The organism is Streptomyces adelaidensis (assembly GCF_016598475.1).
GTDB lineage: Bacteria > Actinomycetota > Actinomycetes > Streptomycetales > Streptomycetaceae > Streptomyces > Streptomyces adelaidensis.
This window is the reverse complement of record NZ_JAEMUX010000016.1, coordinates 15,045-31,433: the sequence shown is the minus strand read 5'-3', so window position 1 is coordinate 31,433 and position 16,389 is coordinate 15,045. Positions and strand designations below refer to the sequence as shown.

Here is a 16,389-nt window from a genome sequence, read left to right as displayed (position 1 = left end):
CTCCCCAGCGTTCCCTGTGATCGTGACGGCACGCATACTCGGGGGGTGACCGTGTACGAGCCCCCGGGCGGCCCCGGTACCGAGGCGTTCGACGCCGTCGTGCTCGCCGGAGGCGCCGCCCGGCGGCTCGGCGGCGCCGACAAACCCGGTGTGCGCGTGGGCGGACGGGCCCTGCTCGACAGAGTCCTGGCCGCCTGCGCCGGAGCCGGGGCGACCGTCGTCGTCGCCGGCCCCCGCCCCACCGCGCGGCCCGTGCGCTGGGCCCGCGAGGAGCCGCCCGGCGGCGGACCGCTCGCCGCGCTGGACGCCGGACTCCGGCATACCACCGCGCCCTCGGTCGTCGTCCTCTCCGCCGACCTGCCGTTCCTGGACGAGGAGAAGGTACGGCGACTGCTCGATGCCCTCCGGAGCAGCGCGGGTTCCGCCGACGGCGTCCTGGTCACCGACCCCGACGGCCGTGACCAGCCCCTCGTGGCCGCCTACCGGGCCGAGTCCCTGCGCCGGGAGCTCGCCCGGCTCGCCGACGAGCACGAAGGCCTGGCCGGGCTTCCGCTGAGGCGGCTGACCGCCGCGCTCCGTCTCACCCGCATCACCGACCCGGTCGCGTCCTTCGACTGCGACACCTGGGACGACATCGCCGCCGCCCGCGCACGGATCAGGGAGCATGGCCACGTGTTGGATGAATGGATTTCCGCAGTCAAGGACGAGCTGGGTATCGACCTCGACGTCGACATCACCGAGCTGCTCGATCTCGCCCGTGACGCCGCGCACAGCGTGGCCCGGCCCGCCGCCCCGCTGACCACGTTCCTCGCCGGTTACGCGGCAGCCCTGGCCGGGGGAGGCCCCGAGGCGGTCAGCGAAGCTGCCCGCAAGGCCTCGGCCCTGGCCCTCCGCTGGGCCGACGAGGACACCCCCGAAACCCCCGACGCCAAGCCTGGGCCCGGCTCGGACACCACCCCTGCCCCCGACACCACCCCCGCCCCCGACGCCGCCCCGGACGCCGGATGACCGCCCAGGACGCCGAGGAACTCGACGTGGAGGAGGCACTGGCCGTGGCCAACGACAGGGCCGCCCACGGACCGGGTGAGCCCCGCTCCGCCCGAGTAGCCCCGGCAGCGGGCGAACCCGCGCGCCCCGCCAAGGACGACTCCCACCACCAGGCCACCTCCTGGCCCGAGGCCCGCGCCGTCGCCGAGCGCGCCGCCCGCTCGGCCGGGCGCCGGGCCCCCGTGTCCGTCACCCTCGACAAAGCCCTCGGGCTCGTCCTCGCCGTCCCTCTCACCGCCCTCACCGACCTCCCCTCCTTCGACACCTCCGCGATGGACGGCTGGGCGGTCGCCGGCCCCGGCCCCTGGGACGTACGGGAGGACGGTGTGCTGGCAGGGCACGCCGGGCCCGGGCGGCTCACCGACGGCGAGGCGGTCCGCATCGCCACCGGCGCGCGCATCCCGCCCGACACGACCGCCGTCCTGCGCAGTGAGCACGGCCGCACGGACGCCAACGGGCGGCTTCACCCGACCCGGGACCTGGCACACGGGCAGGACATCCGCCCACGGGGCCAGGAGTGCCGCAACGGCGACCAACTGCTGCCGCTCGGCACCCAGATCACCCCGGCCGCGCTCGGACTCGCGGCGGCCGCCGGGTACGACACGCTGACCGTGCTCCCCCGCCCGCGCGTCGAACTGCTCGTCCTGGGCGATGAACTGCTCACCGACGGCCTCCCGCGCGAGGGCCTGATCCGGGACGCCCTCGGCCCGATGCTGCCGTCCTGGCTCCGGGCACTCGGCGCCGAGGTCACCGCCGTACGCCGCCTCGGGGACGACGCCGACGCCCTGTACCGGGCCGTGAAGAAGTCCTCAGCCGACCTCATCGTCACCACGGGCGGCACGGCCGCCGGACCCGTCGACCACGTGCACCCCACCCTGCGCCGCGTCGGCGCGGAACTCCTCGTCAACGGTGTGAAGGTGCGCCCGGGCCACCCCATGCTGCTGGCCCGTATCAAGCAGGACCAGCACCTCGTCGGGCTGCCCGGCAATCCCCTGGCCGCCGTCTCCGGACTGTTCACGCTTGCCGAGCCCCTGCTGCGGACCCTCGCCGGACGCGCCGCCCCGGAGCCGTACGCGATGCCGCTGCGGGAGGGGGTGCACGGGCACCCGTACGACACCCGGCTCATCCCCGTCTCCCTGCGTGGTGACGATGCCGTGCCGCTGCACTACAACGGCCCCGCTATGCTCCGCGGCATCGCCACCGCCGACGCCCTCGCTGTTGTGCCGCCCGGCGGCGCCCGCTCCGGACAGGAGCTGGAACTGCTCGATCTGCCCTGGGCGACAGCGGGGATCCAGGTGTGTTTCACGTGAAACATCCACCCGCCCAACTGACCATGGGACCAAGGTGTTTCACGTGAAACAACGGGGAGGCCGGGGCGAAGCGCCGCCAGGGGACGTACGCCGAAACGGGGAGTGTTTCACGTGAAACTGCCGGGCCATGACGTGATCGCCCGCAACGCGGACGAGCGTCTCGTGACCCACCAGGTGAGAATGCCGAGAAGAGAGGTCGAGCGCCCGATCCGTCAGGTCGGCAAGCGGCTGGCGATGGCGTTGTTCGTGCTGTTCGCGACCGCGTTCATCGTCTATGCCGACCGTGAGGGATACACCGACAACTCGGACGGCGCCGTCGACCTGCTCGACGCGTTCTACTACGCCACCGTCACCCTCTCCACCACCGGATACGGCGATATCACCCCGGTCAGCGACGCCGCCCGGTTCACCAACATCTTCGTGATCACGCCGCTGCGTGTGCTGTTCCTGATCATCCTGGTCGGAACCACGCTGGAGGTCCTCACGGAGCGCACGCGTGAGGAATGGCGACTGAACCGCTGGAGGGCGGCCTTGAGGGAGCACACCGTTGTCGTCGGCTTCGGGACGAAGGGGCGCTCGGCGATCCAGACCGTCTGTGCGACGGGGCTGAAGAAGGAGCAGGTCGTCGTCGTGGACCCCAGCTCCAAGGTCATCGAGGCGGCGACGGCCGACGGATACACGGGGGTCGTCGGCGACGCGACCCGTAGCGATGTGCTGTTGCAGGCCGAGGCGCAGAAGGCGCGGCAGATCATCATCTCGACCGCGCGGGACGACACCGCCGTACTGGTCACGCTGACCGCCCGCCAGCTCAACCGCAAGGCGAAGATCGTGGCCGCCGTACGGGAGGAGGAGAACGCGCCGCTGCTGAAGCAGTCCGGGGCCGATGTCGTCATCACCAGTGCCAGCGCGGCCGGACGGCTCCTCGGGCTCTCCGTGCTCAGCCCCGCCGCCGGCATGGTCATGGAGGACCTCATCCAGCAGGGCAGTGGGCTCGACATCGTCGAACGGCCGGTCATAAAAGCCGAGGTGGGGCGCAACGTACGGGAGACGGAGGATCTGGTGGTCAGCGTGCTGCGCGGCCACCGGGTGCTCGGTTACGACGATCAGTCCATCGGCGAGCTCCAGTTGACGGACCGGCTCATCACCATCGTCCGCGCCACGCCGAGCACGAAGGTCACCCCCGAGACCAAGCATCTGCCGTAGCGGGACGGGCGAGGCCGTCACGGCCGGTGGAGGGCCGCGTAGGCCGTCGTGGCCGTTCTGGCGGTTGTGGCCGTCGTGGGCATGGGAACGCCCCCGGCCATACCTTGAGTTCTAGTGGTTGTCGCAACACCCCAGCTCAGGGGATGCGATGGACTTCGAGATCCGGGAGGACCGGAACCGGAAGGGGCGCCGTCTGACGCGTGAGCGCGAGGCATACCTTCAGCTCATGCAGCAGGGGTACAGCAGCACGGAAGCCTGCCGGATCGTCGGCATCAACGTGCGGACCGGCAAGAGATGGCGCAACGGCTGGCACTCGCCGCCCACCGGGAAGCCGAAGCCTCCGGTCACCGAGGAGGCTTCGGCTTCCGGCGTGTCCAGACACCTACGCGAGGACGAGCGCATCCACATAGCCGACCGGCTGCGGGAGAAGGCCACCGTCCGGGCCATCGCGGCCGAGCTGGGCCGTAGTCCGTCCACCGTCAGCCGGGAGATACGCCGCAACGGCATGGCCCTGCGCGGGGACGGTTCCCGATGGGTCTACCGGCCGCATGCCGCCCAGCGTCGCGCCGAGCAACGACGGCCCCGTCCCAAGCCCGGCAAGATCGGCCAGAACCCCGAACTGCGGGAGTTCATCCAGGACCACCTCACCCTGCGGTGGAGCCCTGAACAGATCTGCCACGCTCTTCGTAGACGGTTCCCCGACCGGCCGGAGATGCATGTGACCCACGAGACGGTCTATCAGTCCCTCTACGTCCGGGGCCGCGGCGAACTACGGCGCGAACTCACCGGGGCCCTGCGGACCGGACGCGCGCGCCGCCGGCCCCACCGCCAGGCAGCCAAGCGCCAGCCCCGCTTCTCCACCCCGATGGTCATGATCAGCGACCGCCCCGCGGAGGCCGACGACCGGGCCGTGCCCGGCCACTGGGAAGGGGACCTCATCATCGGAGCGAACAGAGGATCCGCGATCGGTACCCTGGTCGAACGCAGCACCCGCTACCTGATGCTGGTCCACCTGCCCGGCGACCACAGCGCCGAGAGTCTGCGCGACGCTCTGACCGACACCGTGAAGACCCTGCCGCCCCACCTGCTGCGGTCCCTCACCTGGGACCAGGGATCCGAGATGGCCGCTCACCACGCCTTCAGCATCGCCACCGACATCCCGGTCTACTTCTGCAACCCCGGCAGTCCCTGGCAGCGCGGCTCGAACGAGAACGTCAACGGCCTGCTCCGCCAGTACTTCCCCAAGGGCACCAACCTGGCCCGGCACACCCGCGAAGACCTCGACGCAGTGGCCGCCGAACTCAACAGCCGCCCACGCAAAACACTCGGCTGGGAAACCCCAGCCGAGCGCCTGTCTAAACTGCTCGCGGCCTGAACAACCAACCACGTGTTGCAACGACCCCTCGAATTCACCGCATCCGCCCGCTGGCGGACGTTTGGGCGGCTCCAGGCCGAACACCTGCTGTCCCGGCCATCGCTGCGTCGGTGACGCCCTACCGGGCAGGCCCCGCGTTTCAGGGCGACGGAGCAGCCGCGCGGCGTCATGTGCGGTCGCCGCGGGCGCCCGCAGGCTGGGTTCTCGCCCTGCCCGGCGACCTTGCCGTCTCGGCGTCGACGACATTCCCACGGCCGCTTTGCCGCCCCGCCGCTCACCACCTCGCCCTTGGACCAGTCGAACGCCGCCCGACCTCTCGCCTCCTCACTCCGGGGAGAGGAGGGATCGTCGGCCGGGGTCTCCCCTCGGCCGCCCCCTGGTAGTGCGGGAGTCGAGCTGAGCCCGGCCGACAGTGACCGTGGTACGACCTGGGCCGGATCAAATGAGTGTGGCCACCTTCTCCGAAGGCTTGTTGCGTCGCCAGCCCACCGTGAGGTAAGTGAGCATTCCGACGAGCGGGAGCGCGCAGACGGCCCAGCTGACGGCCAACGGCGGGCCCGGCTGTTCGAGCACAGGGACGTCGCGCAGGGTACCGCTGCCGTGGCCGGCCCGGCCGTCGATGTCGAAAGTGAAGCTCCACGTACCGGGTTCCGGCAGGGCCTGGACGTCCAGGCCCCATACATCCCGCTTGCGGGGGTGCCGGCTCAGCGGGTTCTCCTGCATGTTGGCTTCGACGCCGGGCCCGTCGACAGTGAGCGTGCCTGACTTTCCCGCGATGCCGCCGTCCGGCGCGAACGTGAAGTCGAGTGACTGCATGGCCCGCAGGGGCCACTCGGAGAACCCGACGGTGACCGTGTAGGGCCCTGCCTGCACCCGCTCGGTGTGGACGATGCCGACCGGGGCGTACGCCGAGGCCGGTGCGGTCGACACCCCCAACAGGGCGACTGCGACGATGACGGCCGGCACCAGACGGCGCGCGTGGCCCAGGACCCGCCGGGATGTCGACGCTACGGCGAAGGAGAGTCGCGAACGTGAGGAGCTCATGGGTCATCGGTCCTTCGTGACGGGTCCGGTGGAATTTTCCCGCAGCAGGACAGCGAGTCGGGCGGCGACGAATCCCGCGAGGACGCCTGTCACCAGACCGACCGCTGTCATCGTCAGCAACTCGCCCGCGGTCGGGCTGGAATCGCCGAACAGGGCAGCCTGGATGGGGAGGGAGAGGCCGATGACGGCTCCGCCTGCGGCGCCCATGATCTGCGGCGCGATGCGGCCCGACCAGCCCTGCTTCTTGCTCAGCCACAGCAGTGCCGTGACGGTCGCTGCCGCGAGGAGCATGAACGCCGGAATGCCGGCAGGCATTTGGGGCGCTTCGTCACGGAGGTTGTCGCGCAGGGGCAGGCCTTGCGAGTCGGCGTAGGCGTGGGCCGCCCAGGGCGAGAACCACCACAGGACGAGTTGCAGGGAACCGAGGGCCGCAGCGATCATCAGCGCGGTGCTCCGCCGGCCGATGATGAGCGTACCCATGATCAGCAGCAGGGTGGCGAACAGGATGTTGCCGACGAGTTGCGGGTCGACGGGCAGCGGGAGCCCGTTGAAAGCCGCCGTCGTGATCGGGGTGAAGACGATGAGCACCGGGATACTGACGATCAGGCCTGCTCGGCCCCAACGGGTGTCATGCGCCGCGGCGAAGACGATGATGCTCCCCACCATGGTGAAGGAGATCGAGAGGAACAGCCCGACGTGGGGCGGCGAGCCCAGCACCGCGTCAAAGCCGTACAGCGAGTGCCACCACAGATCCAGAAGCCCGAAGAGAAGGAACAGCGCGGCACCCGTACCGGCGATCAGATAGCCCAGCGGGGCTCGAAAGGCTCCGCCGAGGACACGTACGGGCTTGCCGCCCGGGAACTGGTCCACGGACTGGCCTGCGCGCTGAGCGGCGGTCGCGATCAGGACCATGGCCAGGCTGGCGAGACCGGCGAAGGCGCTGCCCGCGTACAACATGACGTGCGAGAGTGTGAAGAACGTGTCCGGGCCGACGTCGACGTGCCACTGGATGTCCCAGCTCAGGCCGAACAGGGAAATCATGACCCCGAAGAGGACGGTGTTCGCGGCGATGGGGCCCGTCCGGCTGTCGAGGGAGAGTCTGACAGCGGGGGACGGCTGGGATGCCCTCCTGGTACCGCTGACGGGAAGTGCTGTACTCAATGGATATGCCTTTCTCCTGGCCGTGCATGAGCGGTTACTGACGTCGTCGCGCGGTCGGTTGGTCAGCCGGAGATCACCAGGGGGAATTCGAACTGGTCGCTGCGCGTGCCGTAGTCGACGTTGACGTGGAAGGTCCAGCGCCCCGGCATCATCAGGTGGAGGGTTGTGGAGTAGTTGCCCGGGCTGTGAACCTGTGCGGGTGCCGCGGGCGTCGCGTGTCCGTGGGTGGGCAGCACGGCCTGCAGTGTGACGGTGGGCGAGCCTCCGTCCCCTTCCCGTCGGCGTTCCCCCTGGCGCGAGGTCAGGCGGATGTCGACGTCCGTCGTGCCGCTGCGGGGCCGGGCCACGGTCAGTGTCACTTCATCGGTGGCGTTGCCCCCGGTCAGTGAAACGGCGTCGTCCGTCCAGGAGGGAAGGAACGCGACGGCTGCCAGAGCGAGGCACACCGCCAGCAGGACCGCGGCGCCCGCACGAAGAAACCGGACCGTCGGGTTGCCGGAAGTGCTGAGGGCGTTCACCGCACTCCTCCCGCCGGCGACACGTGCAGGAGATAAGGGATGGTCAGGACGGTGCTGTCGCGCTCGGCCTGGATCCACACGCGGTAGTAGCCGGGGGCGGAGAAGGTGTAGACGAAGGAGACGTCCGGTCCATAGGCAGCCACGGTCTCGTCCGCAGGACTGTCGCCGTTGAGTGGCATAAGGCCGCTCATCGCGTCCGTGCTCGTCCCGCTTCCGTCTTCCGCGTCGCCCCCACCGCTATCCGAAGCCTGTCCCGCACCGTGTTCGGAGTGGTCGCTCATGTCGCCGCCCATGGAGTGCGCGTGAGCCCAGACGGGGGCATCCTGGGCGGCCTGGCCCATACGCGTCGCGCTGGTCGCGTCCGCCTTGTCGAGCGGCCCGACCACGATCATGTGGCCGATCATTCCGAGCCAGGGCTGAAGCGTCGGTGTGTCGCCGACGCGCGCGGTCAGGGTGCTCGCCGCTCCCGCCGTGGGAGAGGACGCCGACAGGCGCACCGGTACACCGTCGACCGTCCGCGTTCCCGGCCCCTGCGGGGTGAGTTCGGCGGGCGTGGCCGGGGCGTCGCCGCGTGGGGAGCCGTCGCCGACGGTCAGACCGGTCGCCGAGCGCACATGCTGGACCCCACCACCGCGGCGGGCCAACTCCGCGGACACGGCGTAGTGACCGGCAACGGGCAGCCGCATTTGGACCTCGTAGGCGCCGGGCGCGGTACGTATGGGGTGCAGGTGCCACAGCTGGCCGGTCGGTCCGATGACCAGCAGATGCATCAGAGCACCGTCGTGGACGATGAGATCGTCCGCGGGCAGGCCGGTGGAGCCGTCGGTCACGCTCAGCCGGAGCGTGCCCCGTTCTGCCGCCTTCGCCGTGTACGGCCCCAACTCCACTGAGGCGGGCGGCCGGGAGTAGTCATTGCTCACCGGCCGGACGACCGCGTAGGGATCGTTGACGTTGTCGTTCGTGGCATCCACCTGGCTGCCCGGCTCCGGCGGCATCGGCAGAGAGGCGGACAGCAGCGCGGCGGTGACGGCTGTCGCGAGCGCGGCCACGACACCTCCGGCCGGCAGCACCACCCAGGCGCCGCGGCGGGCCCGCACAGCGACGAACAGCGTCACCAGCATGAGCACACCAGCGGTGACGAAACCGCCGAACACCGCGAGTTCCGGCGGGGACGTGGTCTGGCCCGGCACCACGAAGGGGATCCGCGCCTTGCGGGACCCGTCATCGACGACAAGCTCCCAGGGCCCGGCTCGATCGATGTCGAGGGCGACGCCGTAGGACCCCGGCGTGCTGCCGAGACTGACCGAGGCGCTACTGGTGATGGTCCCCACCGAGGAACCTTCCGCAGGATCCGCCGACGCACCTGTGGGAACGGTGCCCAGACGCAGGGTGCCCGCCGCAGTGCCTTGATGGGTGAGCACATCCACTTGCAGCGGGCCGGGCAGACCGGTGACCCGCCGCAGAATGATGGTCAGGTCGCGGTCGCCGAGTGTCTGCGCCACCTGCAGGTCACCCCCGGCCGCGGAGTCCGCCCACGCGGAGGGGCCCGCGGTGACGGACAGACCAAGGACACAGAGCACGGCCACCAGCACGCGTGTCACACACGTCATGCCAAGACACTTGAGACCGGTGAATCTGTGGCGAACCGCTGTGGGGGGTGCGTTCTCGTTCACGCGGCAGACAGTAGAAACAGCCCCCATGCGGTGTCGTCACGCATTCGGGTTACGGCATGTCCCCCGCCCGGGGGACACGACCTCCCCCGGGGGCAGGAATGTTTTTCCGCTGGGCTCGTGCACGATGGGGGCCGTGTTGGTTCAGATTCGGGACATGAGTGGGTCCCTCACCCGGCAGTCCGTCCTTGTGGCGGGGTTCTGCCTGCTCGCGGACACCCTCACTTTCTACTACGCGGGTGTGCACGTGAATCCCGCCCTGCCCTTCTGGTGCCTGTTGGCCGGAGTCGTCCTGGTGGATGCGGCGTTGGCGAGTTCGGCCCGCCTCTCCGGAGTCGTGGCGTTCGCCCACGCGGCGCTGGCCGTGGCCGGTGCGCTGCTCCTGTCCGGCGGTACCCCAGGGCGAGACCTCAACGACGCCGGAATGCTCATAGCGGCCTATCGCGCGGGGGCCTGGCTGAACGGCCGACCGGCCGTGCTGGCTCTCCTGTTCCTGGTCGCGGGGTCCATCGGGGCCAGGACACTCGGCGGATCAACCGACATCACCGATTGGCGCACCGTTCTGCTGGGCACGGTGAAGGAGGCTTTGCTCGCCTGGCTGGTCGGCCGCTACACCACGGCTCGCGGCGCGCACATCGCCGAACTGGAACAGCGGGCTTCCCGGGAGCGGGAGAGTGCCCGGCAAGAGCTCGCGGATGCCATCGCCGACGACCGCAGTGCCATCGCCCGGGATCTCCACGACGTCATCGCGCATCATGTGAGCGCCATCGGGGTGCATGCCGGGGCAGCCCGGCTGGGACTCTCCGGGCAGAAGGCCTCGCCGGTGTCGACGGCGCTGGCAGCGGTGGAGACCTCCAGCCGTGCGGCCCTCCTCGACCTGCGCCGCCTGCTGGACTTCCTGCACGACAGCCCCGTGGAGGGCGCCCGGCAACCGGGGTTGGGCAACCTCGACGAACTGATCCACGTCGTGTCCGCCGCCGGCCTTGAGGCGAACATCAGCGTTCAAGGCGCACGACTGGAGCTGGAAGGGTCCTTGGACATCGCCGTCTACCGCGTCGTGCAGGAGATGCTGACCAATGCCCTGCGCCACGGCAACGGCCGTGTGGACATCACCATCTGCTACGAAACTCCGTGCGTCAGCGTCATCGCGATCAACCCCATAGCCGCGTCGAAGCGGCTCGTGGAGGACTCTCCGCGCCGTGGTCTGGAGGGCATCAGCAGCCGAGCGAGTATGTTCAGTGGCTTCGCCTCGTATGGACCCGTGAACGGCGGAGCCGACTGGAAGACATCCGTCACCTTCTCCATGGATGGCACATGAGTCTGCGTATTCTCCTGGCCGACGATCACGCCATGTTCCGCTCGGGACTGAGAGCGGCCCTCGATACCCAGGACGACCTGTGCTGTGTCGCGGAAGTGGCCGACGGCCAGGCGGCCTTGGACGAGGTCATCAGGCTGACGCCTGACGTCGCCATTCTGGACATCCGTATGCCTCGGCTGGACGGACTTCGTGCGGCGGAACGCATCCTCGGCAGGCCGGGCAACACCACGAAAGTCATCGTCCTCACCACCTACGACGACGACCGCTACGTCTACAGCGCCCTCAATATGGGAGTCAGCGGGTTCCTCCTGAAGAGCGTCCCTCCCGAAGAGACGATCGCGGCCATCCACATTGCCGCCAGAGGCGATGCCATCATCGATCCATCGGTCACCCGCCGTCTCATCTCCCGCTTCGCCGACAGCATCGCCCCGCCCGCATCCCCCACCGGGCTCGACAGGTTGACGGCTCGCGAGCGTGAAGTCCTCATGCTGGTGGCCCAGGCATACAGCAACACGGAGATCGCCCGCAGCCTGGGTATCGGCGACGAGACGGTCAAGACGCACGTGTCCCGGATCCTGGCGAAGCTGGGGCTGCGCGACCGCACTCAGGCCGTCATATACGCGGCTTCCCACCGACTCATGGCACCGCCTCCCGACCCGCCGACCGCACACGAGAAAACGGACCGGCGCAACCGCAGGGGCCGTCGCCCTTCCAGGTGAGCCGACCACATGGACCGTCCGCGGGCGGACTGACATGACGGGGACCGCAACCCGGACCCGAGTCCTCAGGAAGCGGTGGTTGACCAACTCGGCGTACACGCCGAAAGCGAACACCTCGACGGGCGCACCGACCCGCGGGCGCCCACCGTCACGTCCCGCCGGTCGCTTCCCCTGCCGGGGGTGGGGCCCTCAACGCAAGGGAGGGCCCTGGAGTGTGAGCGGCCGAGGAGCGAACAGGAAGCGGCGCGGGAGGCCGGTGACCACAGCACGGTCAGCGATCACCACGTGTTGATCAACCGGCACCCGGACCGCGTACGGAGGCGGACCGCATGAGGCGCGCAACGTACGGGTTCCGCGAGCACGTGCTACGGCCGGACATCGGGCGGCCGGACGCTGAGCCGACGACGTTTCACATGCGGTGCGGGGCAACCGGCTGCACGGCCATGAGCCGAGATGAGCGGCAAGGCCGAGGACGGTACGGCGTGGGCCGCTGACCATCTGAAGGGCAACCCGGCTCATCTTGGGTACGGGGAAGTGATCACCCGCCCGTACCGGTTCGTTCCCGGAGCGTGGCGGTAGCCCGACGCCCCGGCTCGCTGAGGGCGGAAAACGAGGCTCATGCGTGGCAGGAGTAGCGTCGGGCCCCATGAAGGCAGTCACCATTACGCAGCCAGGCGGCCCCGAAGTGCTCAAGTGGGCGGACGTGCCGGACCCCGTGCCCGGGAACGGGGAAGTCCTCATCGACGTAGCGGCAAGCGCCGTGAACCGTGCCGACATTCTCCAGCGGCAGGGCTTCTACGACCCGCCCCCCGGTACATCTCTGTACCCCGGCTTGGAGTGCTCCGGCCGTATCGCTGCCGTTGGACCCGGCGTCGGTGGCTGGGCCGTTGGCGATGAGGTGTGCGCTCTGCTGTCTGGTGGCGGGTACGCCGAGAAGGTCACCGTTCCCGCTGGTCAGGTGCTTCCCATTCCGAAGGGGGTGGACCTTGCGACCGCCGCGGCACTGCCGGAAGCGGTCTGTACGGTCTGGTCCAACCTCTTCGGAGTCGGTGGGGGAGACTTCACAAGCTCCAACGTCTTCATGATCGCCCACCTGCGCCCCGGCGAGACCCTCCTCGTGCACGGCGGCTCCAGCGGCATCGGCACCATGGCCATCCAGCTCGCCAAGGCCGTCGGCGCGAAGGTCGCCGTCACCGCGGGCACCGGGGAGAAGCTCGAACAGTGCGCCGCCCTGGGCGCGGACATCCTGATCAACTACCGCGAGCAGGACTTCGTCGAGGAGGTCCGCAAGGCCACCGACGGCAAGGGCGCGGACGTCATCCTCGACAACATGGGCGCCAAGTACCTCGACCGCAACATCCGGGTCCTCGCCGTCAACGGCCGCCTCGCGATCATCGGCATGCAGGGCGGCATCAAGGGCGAGCTGAACATCGGCGCCCTCCTGGCCAAGCGCGCCGCGATCAGTGCGACCTCGCTGCGCGCCCGCCCCCTGGAGGAGAAGACCGCCATAGTCGCCGCCGTACGCGAACACGTGTGGCCGCTGATCGCCGACGGCCACGTACGCCCGGTCGTCGACCGCGAGATCCCCATGAACGACGCGGCCGAGGCCCACCGGGTACTGGAGGGGAGCGGCCACATCGGCAAGGTGCTCCTGGTCGTGCCGTAGGACGTCGCCATGAGGGACGTAGACCACATGGGCCCGTGGGCCCGCCGTACGGGTGTCCTGCCCGTCCCGGCCGCCCCGCTCATTCCCGCCGTATCCGCAGCCCCACGAAGGCCAGCCCCAGGCCCAGGCCCATCAGTATGAGGCCGGTGCCGAGCGCGAGGGCCTGCAGTACGGGCTCCTCGGTGGTGGCGGCGCCCGGGCCGGGCGGGGCGGCCGGGACGGGCAGGGCGGCGTTCTGCGACGGCTCGGGGGCGATCCCGGCGTCCGGGCCGCCGGGATCCGCGTAGGCATCGCCCTCGTCAGCCTCGTCGCCCTCGTCCTCGACACCTTCGTCCTCGGCGTACTCGTCCTCCGCCTCCAGGGAGCCGGCGTCGTGACGCCCCGGCCGTTCCCGGCCCTCGCCCGCGCGGCTGCCGGCCCGGGAGGTCACGGGGTCGGGCTCGGCCGCGTACCCGGACGGCACGGCCCCCGCCACCGGGACCACGAGCAGCCCGGCCACGAGGAGAACCGTGACGAGGACCAGTCCCGTCACGTGCGACAAGCGGAGCCAAGGAGCCACGCCCCCAGACTCACACGCCACCCGCACCCCGGCATCTCGGCCCGCCGGACCCCGAGGACCCCGAGGACCCCGGTCATGTCGGCCACCCCGGCCACCGACCTCCCCGACCTCCCCCACCACCGGGAAGTCCCCCCGGTGGTGACACGAACGGGTGGTACGTAAACGGCGGATCACCCTCCGCAGGGGGCACCACGCTGATGAGGTGTACGCGTGCGAGAGAATGGCGGCATGGAGATGCCGAGGAACGAACGGTCGCCCGAACAGCCCCAGATCCTGGTCGTGGGCCAGGACGGCATGGCGGTGGGCGGCGGAGGAGGCGAGGACTCCCGCGAGGTCCCGGTGACGGAGATGGTGGAACAGCCGGCCAAGGTCATGCGCATCGGCAGCATGATCAAGCAACTCCTCGAAGAGGTGCGGCTCGCCCCCCTCGACGAGGCGAGCCGGGCCCGGCTGAAGGAGATCCACGCCAGCTCGGTCAAGGAACTGGAGGACGGGCTGGCGCCCGAACTGGTCGAGGAACTGGAGCGGCTCTCCCTGCCCTTCACGGACGAGGCGATCCCCAGCGACGCGGAACTGCGGGTCGCGCAGGCGCAGCTGGTCGGCTGGCTCGAAGGCCTCTTCCACGGGATCCAGACGACGCTGTTCGCCCAGCAGATGGCCGCCCGGGCCCAGCTGGAGCAGATGCGCCGCGCCCTTCCGCCCGGTGTCGGCGGCCACGAGGACGACGACGACCCGCGGACCGTCGGCCGCTCGGGAGGCCCGTACCTCTAGCCTCCGGCCACCCCCCCCGTACGTACACAGAGGGCCCGGCACGTGAAGTGCCGGGCCCTTCCTATGCCAAGCCGAGGGGGCCACAGGGCCACAGGGCCCCGGGTGTCAGGCCGGGTCGCCCGTCGACGTCTTGAGGATGATCGTGGGCATGTCCTTGGGGTCGACGTCCTCGTCGGCGGCGGGGTACTGCTCCATGACGGTGCCCTCGCCGTACGTGTTCTCGTCGACGTCCTGGGTGTCGTACTGCCAGCCCGCCGCCTGGAGGCACTTCTTCACCGAGTCGATGTTCTTGAAGGTGAAGTCCGGCAGCTCGATCTTGTCGGGGTCGTTGTACGACTCCGTGGGTTCCGTGCACGCGGTCGATTCGACGACCTTCGACGTGTCCGGACCCTTGTGCCCCTCGACCACGGTCGGCGAGGCCGACGCGCTCGCGTTGGTGTCGCCGCCCTCGTCCTCGCTGCCGCCGTTCAGCATGAGCGCCGTGACCAGACCGCCGATCGCGACGAGCGACACGAGGATCGCGCCCACCACGACACCCCTGCCGCTCTTCCCGTCCCCGGAACGCCCCGCCGAGAGCGACGACTGCTGCGGAGCGAGGTTGTACGGCGGCGGGGTGGCCGCGCCCTGCTGGGGCGCGTACGCGGCGGTCTGCGGCGGCGTCTGGTAACCGCCCTGCTGCGGGTAGCCGTAGGACGGGGCGGGCGCGGGGGTCGGCGGGCCGTACCCGCCCGTCTGCGGATGCGGCTGGTACGGCGTCTGGACGCTGCCGGACTGCGGTGTGCCCGTCTGGTCGATCGGCGGGAAGACCGCGGAGGCGACGCCTGCGCCGCTGGACGTCTGCACGCCCGGCACGATGCTCGGCGCGACCGGCTGGAGGGAGGCGGCGACCCGCAGGCACTCGTCGCGCATCGTCTCGGCGCTCGGGAACCGCTCGTTCGGGTTCTTCTTCAGCGCGCGGGCGATGATGGCGTCCACGGCCGGCGGCAGCGAACGGTTGATCGAGGAGGGAGCGACCGGCTCCTCCTGGACGTGCGCATACGCTATGGCCAGCGGCGAGTCCGCCTCGAACGGCAGCCGTCCGGTGGTCAGCTGGAACAGCATGATGCCGACCGAGTACAGGTCGGAGCGGGCGTCCACGCCACGGCCGAGCGCCTGCTCGGGCGAGAGGTACTGCGGGGTGCCGACGACCATGCCGGTCTGCGTCATGGAGGTGACGCCGGACTGCATGGCGCGGGCGATGCCGAAGTCCATGACCTTGACGACGGACCGCTTGGTCATCATCACGTTGCCCGGCTTGATGTCCCGGTGGACCAGGCCCATCTCGTGGCTGATCTCCAGGGCGGCCAGCACATCCGCGGTGATCTTCAGCGCCTTGTCGGCGGGCATCGCGCCGAGCTGCTGGACATCAGTGTCGAGCACCGAGCCGAGCGGCTTGCCCTCGATGTACTCCATGACGATGTACGGCGTCGTCATGCCGTCCATCTCGTCCTCGCCGGTGTCGAAGACCGAGACGATGTTGGTGTGGGTGAGCTTCGCGACCGCCTGGGCCTCGCGGCGGAAACGCTCGCGGAAGGCCGGTTCACGGCCGAGTTCGGTGTGCAGCGTCTTGACCGCGACCTGCCGGTCGAGCACCGAGTCGTACGCGAGGTGGACGGAGGCCATTCCGCCCTCACCGAGCAGGTCACGCAGCTGATAACGGCCGCCGGCGAGCGAACGCCCCGCGTACCGGCCCTGTGCGGCGTCCTGGCTCATCTTCCTGCGTCCCCCATCGGCGCGCGCGAAAGCGCCTGGTGCGGCTCCCGCGATCGGTGATCCCTGATGATGCTGGTGATCCTTTGAGCTATTCCCGGCCAAGTCTGCCCCAGGGCACTGACACGTCAAGCGCGGTGCCCGATCCGTGACCGTACGCGAAAGAAGCGTCGCGGAAGCGTTACAGGGGGCGTACGCCCGGTACACAGAACTTGCACGAGTGCGCGCGCTGCGGGTTTCATGGCCGATCGGCCTTCGGATCCGCATTGGATCCGCATT

The 16,389-nt window shown here is 70.0% G+C and carries 16 protein-coding genes; 10 read left to right on the top strand and 6 right to left on the bottom strand.

Going from position 1 to position 16,389, the window contains the following annotated elements; all coding sequences use genetic code 11:
- Window positions 1–45 precede the first annotated feature (45 nt).
- The 4 genes from I8N67_RS12045 (at window position 46) to I8N67_RS12030 (ending at window position 4,935) form a co-directional block, all read left to right on the top strand.
- The gene (locus I8N67_RS12045; protein ID WP_200302916.1) at window positions 46–1,008 is read left to right on the top strand and encodes an NTP transferase domain-containing protein; all 963 of its coding nucleotides are present in this window, start codon (window positions 46–48) and stop codon (window positions 1,006–1,008) included.
- Window positions 1,005–2,357, top strand: a complete 1,353-nt coding sequence (locus tag I8N67_RS12040; protein WP_200302914.1) for a molybdopterin molybdotransferase MoeA — start codon at window positions 1,005–1,007, stop codon at window positions 2,355–2,357. Before I8N67_RS12045 ends, I8N67_RS12040 begins: the two co-directional genes overlap by 4 nt.
- 111 nt (window positions 2,358–2,468) lie before the next feature.
- Window positions 2,469–3,560 carry a potassium channel family protein gene (locus I8N67_RS12035; RefSeq protein ID WP_200302913.1) on the top strand — a complete coding sequence of 364 codons (1,092 nt, stop codon included), beginning with the start codon at window positions 2,469–2,471 and terminating at the stop codon, window positions 3,558–3,560.
- 148 nt (window positions 3,561–3,708) lie between these two features.
- Window positions 3,709–4,935, top strand: a complete 1,227-nt coding sequence (locus I8N67_RS12030) for an IS30 family transposase (protein ID WP_200302912.1) — start codon at window positions 3,709–3,711, stop codon at window positions 4,933–4,935.
- Between the two features lie 438 nt (window positions 4,936–5,373).
- Here I8N67_RS12030 and I8N67_RS12025 read toward each other — a convergent pair whose 3' ends face one another.
- The 4 genes from I8N67_RS12025 to I8N67_RS12010 form a co-directional block, all read right to left on the bottom strand.
- A complete protein-coding gene (locus tag I8N67_RS12025; protein WP_200302911.1) occupies window positions 5,374–5,979 on the bottom strand; it encodes a hypothetical protein in 606 nt (201 codons plus the stop codon).
- 3 nt (window positions 5,980–5,982) lie between these two features.
- Window positions 5,983–7,020: a hypothetical protein gene (locus I8N67_RS12020; RefSeq protein WP_200302910.1), complete on the bottom strand. Its 1,038-nt coding sequence runs from the start codon at window positions 7,018–7,020 to the stop codon at window positions 5,983–5,985.
- A 182-nt stretch (window positions 7,021–7,202) separates the two neighbouring features.
- Window positions 7,203–7,658 (bottom strand): hypothetical protein, encoded by a 456-nt coding sequence (locus I8N67_RS12015; protein WP_200302909.1) that lies wholly within the window; start codon window positions 7,656–7,658, stop codon window positions 7,203–7,205.
- A complete protein-coding gene (locus I8N67_RS12010; RefSeq protein ID WP_200302907.1) occupies window positions 7,655–9,268 on the bottom strand; it encodes a hypothetical protein in 1,614 nt (537 codons plus the stop codon). The genes I8N67_RS12015 and I8N67_RS12010 overlap by 4 nt, the downstream gene beginning before the upstream one ends.
- Before the next feature lie 217 nt (window positions 9,269–9,485).
- Between I8N67_RS12010 and I8N67_RS12005 the strand changes: the two genes are divergently transcribed.
- From I8N67_RS12005 to I8N67_RS11995, 5 genes are all read left to right on the top strand, one after another.
- Window positions 9,486–10,646, top strand: coding sequence for a sensor histidine kinase (locus I8N67_RS12005; RefSeq protein ID WP_200302905.1), 1,161 nt, complete (start codon window positions 9,486–9,488; stop codon window positions 10,644–10,646).
- On the top strand, window positions 10,643–11,365 hold the full coding sequence (locus tag I8N67_RS12000) for a response regulator (RefSeq protein WP_200302903.1): 723 nt from the start codon (window positions 10,643–10,645) through the stop codon (window positions 11,363–11,365). The genes I8N67_RS12005 and I8N67_RS12000 overlap by 4 nt, the downstream gene beginning before the upstream one ends.
- Before the next feature lie 329 nt (window positions 11,366–11,694).
- Complete coding sequence (locus tag I8N67_RS44900; RefSeq protein ID WP_443729041.1) at window positions 11,695–11,859, top strand: DUF7848 domain-containing protein; 165 nt, start codon at window positions 11,695–11,697, stop codon at window positions 11,857–11,859.
- Window positions 11,819–11,944, top strand: coding sequence for a DUF7848 domain-containing protein (locus tag I8N67_RS44895; RefSeq protein ID WP_443729040.1), 126 nt, complete (start codon window positions 11,819–11,821; stop codon window positions 11,942–11,944). The genes I8N67_RS44900 and I8N67_RS44895 overlap by 41 nt, the downstream gene beginning before the upstream one ends.
- 67 nt (window positions 11,945–12,011) lie before the next feature.
- The gene (locus I8N67_RS11995; protein WP_200302901.1) at window positions 12,012–13,031 is read left to right on the top strand and encodes an NAD(P)H-quinone oxidoreductase; all 1,020 of its coding nucleotides are present in this window, start codon (window positions 12,012–12,014) and stop codon (window positions 13,029–13,031) included.
- Between the two features lie 79 nt (window positions 13,032–13,110).
- Here the strand turns inward: I8N67_RS11995 and I8N67_RS11990 are convergent, their stop codons facing one another.
- Window positions 13,111–13,563, bottom strand: coding sequence for a hypothetical protein (locus I8N67_RS11990; protein WP_307835217.1), 453 nt, complete (start codon window positions 13,561–13,563; stop codon window positions 13,111–13,113).
- 255 nt (window positions 13,564–13,818) lie between these two features.
- Between I8N67_RS11990 and I8N67_RS11985 the strand changes: the two genes are divergently transcribed.
- The gene (locus I8N67_RS11985) at window positions 13,819–14,361 is read left to right on the top strand and encodes a bacterial proteasome activator family protein (RefSeq protein ID WP_200303010.1); all 543 of its coding nucleotides are present in this window, start codon (window positions 13,819–13,821) and stop codon (window positions 14,359–14,361) included.
- Between the two features lie 105 nt (window positions 14,362–14,466).
- Here I8N67_RS11985 and I8N67_RS11980 read toward each other — a convergent pair whose 3' ends face one another.
- A complete protein-coding gene (locus I8N67_RS11980) occupies window positions 14,467–16,113 on the bottom strand; it encodes a protein kinase domain-containing protein (protein WP_200302897.1) in 1,647 nt (548 codons plus the stop codon).
- Window positions 16,114–16,389: the final 276 nt, after the last annotated feature.

What these genes read in the sequence shown, in the direction of transcription:
- I8N67_RS12030 (WP_200302912.1), top strand. Translation starts at nt 3,709, where the DNA reads ATGGACTTCGAGATCCGGGAGGACCGGAACCGGAAGGGGCGCCGTCTG.
- I8N67_RS12000 (WP_200302903.1), top strand. Translation starts at nt 10,643, where the DNA reads ATGAGTCTGCGTATTCTCCTGGCCGACGATCACGCCATGTTCCGCTCG.
- I8N67_RS12010 (WP_200302907.1), bottom strand. Translation starts at nt 9,268, where the DNA reads ATGACGTGTGTGACACGCGTGCTGGTGGCCGTGCTCTGTGTCCTTGGT.
- I8N67_RS44895 (WP_443729040.1), top strand. Translation starts at nt 11,819, where the DNA reads ATGAGCGGCAAGGCCGAGGACGGTACGGCGTGGGCCGCTGACCATCTG.
- I8N67_RS12005 (WP_200302905.1), top strand. Translation starts at nt 9,486, where the DNA reads ATGAGTGGGTCCCTCACCCGGCAGTCCGTCCTTGTGGCGGGGTTCTGC.
- I8N67_RS12020 (WP_200302910.1), bottom strand. Translation starts at nt 7,020, where the DNA reads ATGATTTCCCTGTTCGGCCTGAGCTGGGACATCCAGTGGCACGTCGAC.
- I8N67_RS11985 (WP_200303010.1), top strand. Translation starts at nt 13,819, where the DNA reads ATGGAGATGCCGAGGAACGAACGGTCGCCCGAACAGCCCCAGATCCTG.
- I8N67_RS44900 (WP_443729041.1), top strand. Translation starts at nt 11,695, where the DNA reads ATGAGGCGCGCAACGTACGGGTTCCGCGAGCACGTGCTACGGCCGGAC.
- I8N67_RS12040 (WP_200302914.1), top strand. Translation starts at nt 1,005, where the DNA reads ATGACCGCCCAGGACGCCGAGGAACTCGACGTGGAGGAGGCACTGGCC.
- I8N67_RS11995 (WP_200302901.1), top strand. Translation starts at nt 12,012, where the DNA reads ATGAAGGCAGTCACCATTACGCAGCCAGGCGGCCCCGAAGTGCTCAAG.
- I8N67_RS12025 (WP_200302911.1), bottom strand. Translation starts at nt 5,979, where the DNA reads ATGAGCTCCTCACGTTCGCGACTCTCCTTCGCCGTAGCGTCGACATCC.
- I8N67_RS11980 (WP_200302897.1), bottom strand. Translation starts at nt 16,113, where the DNA reads ATGAGCCAGGACGCCGCACAGGGCCGGTACGCGGGGCGTTCGCTCGCC.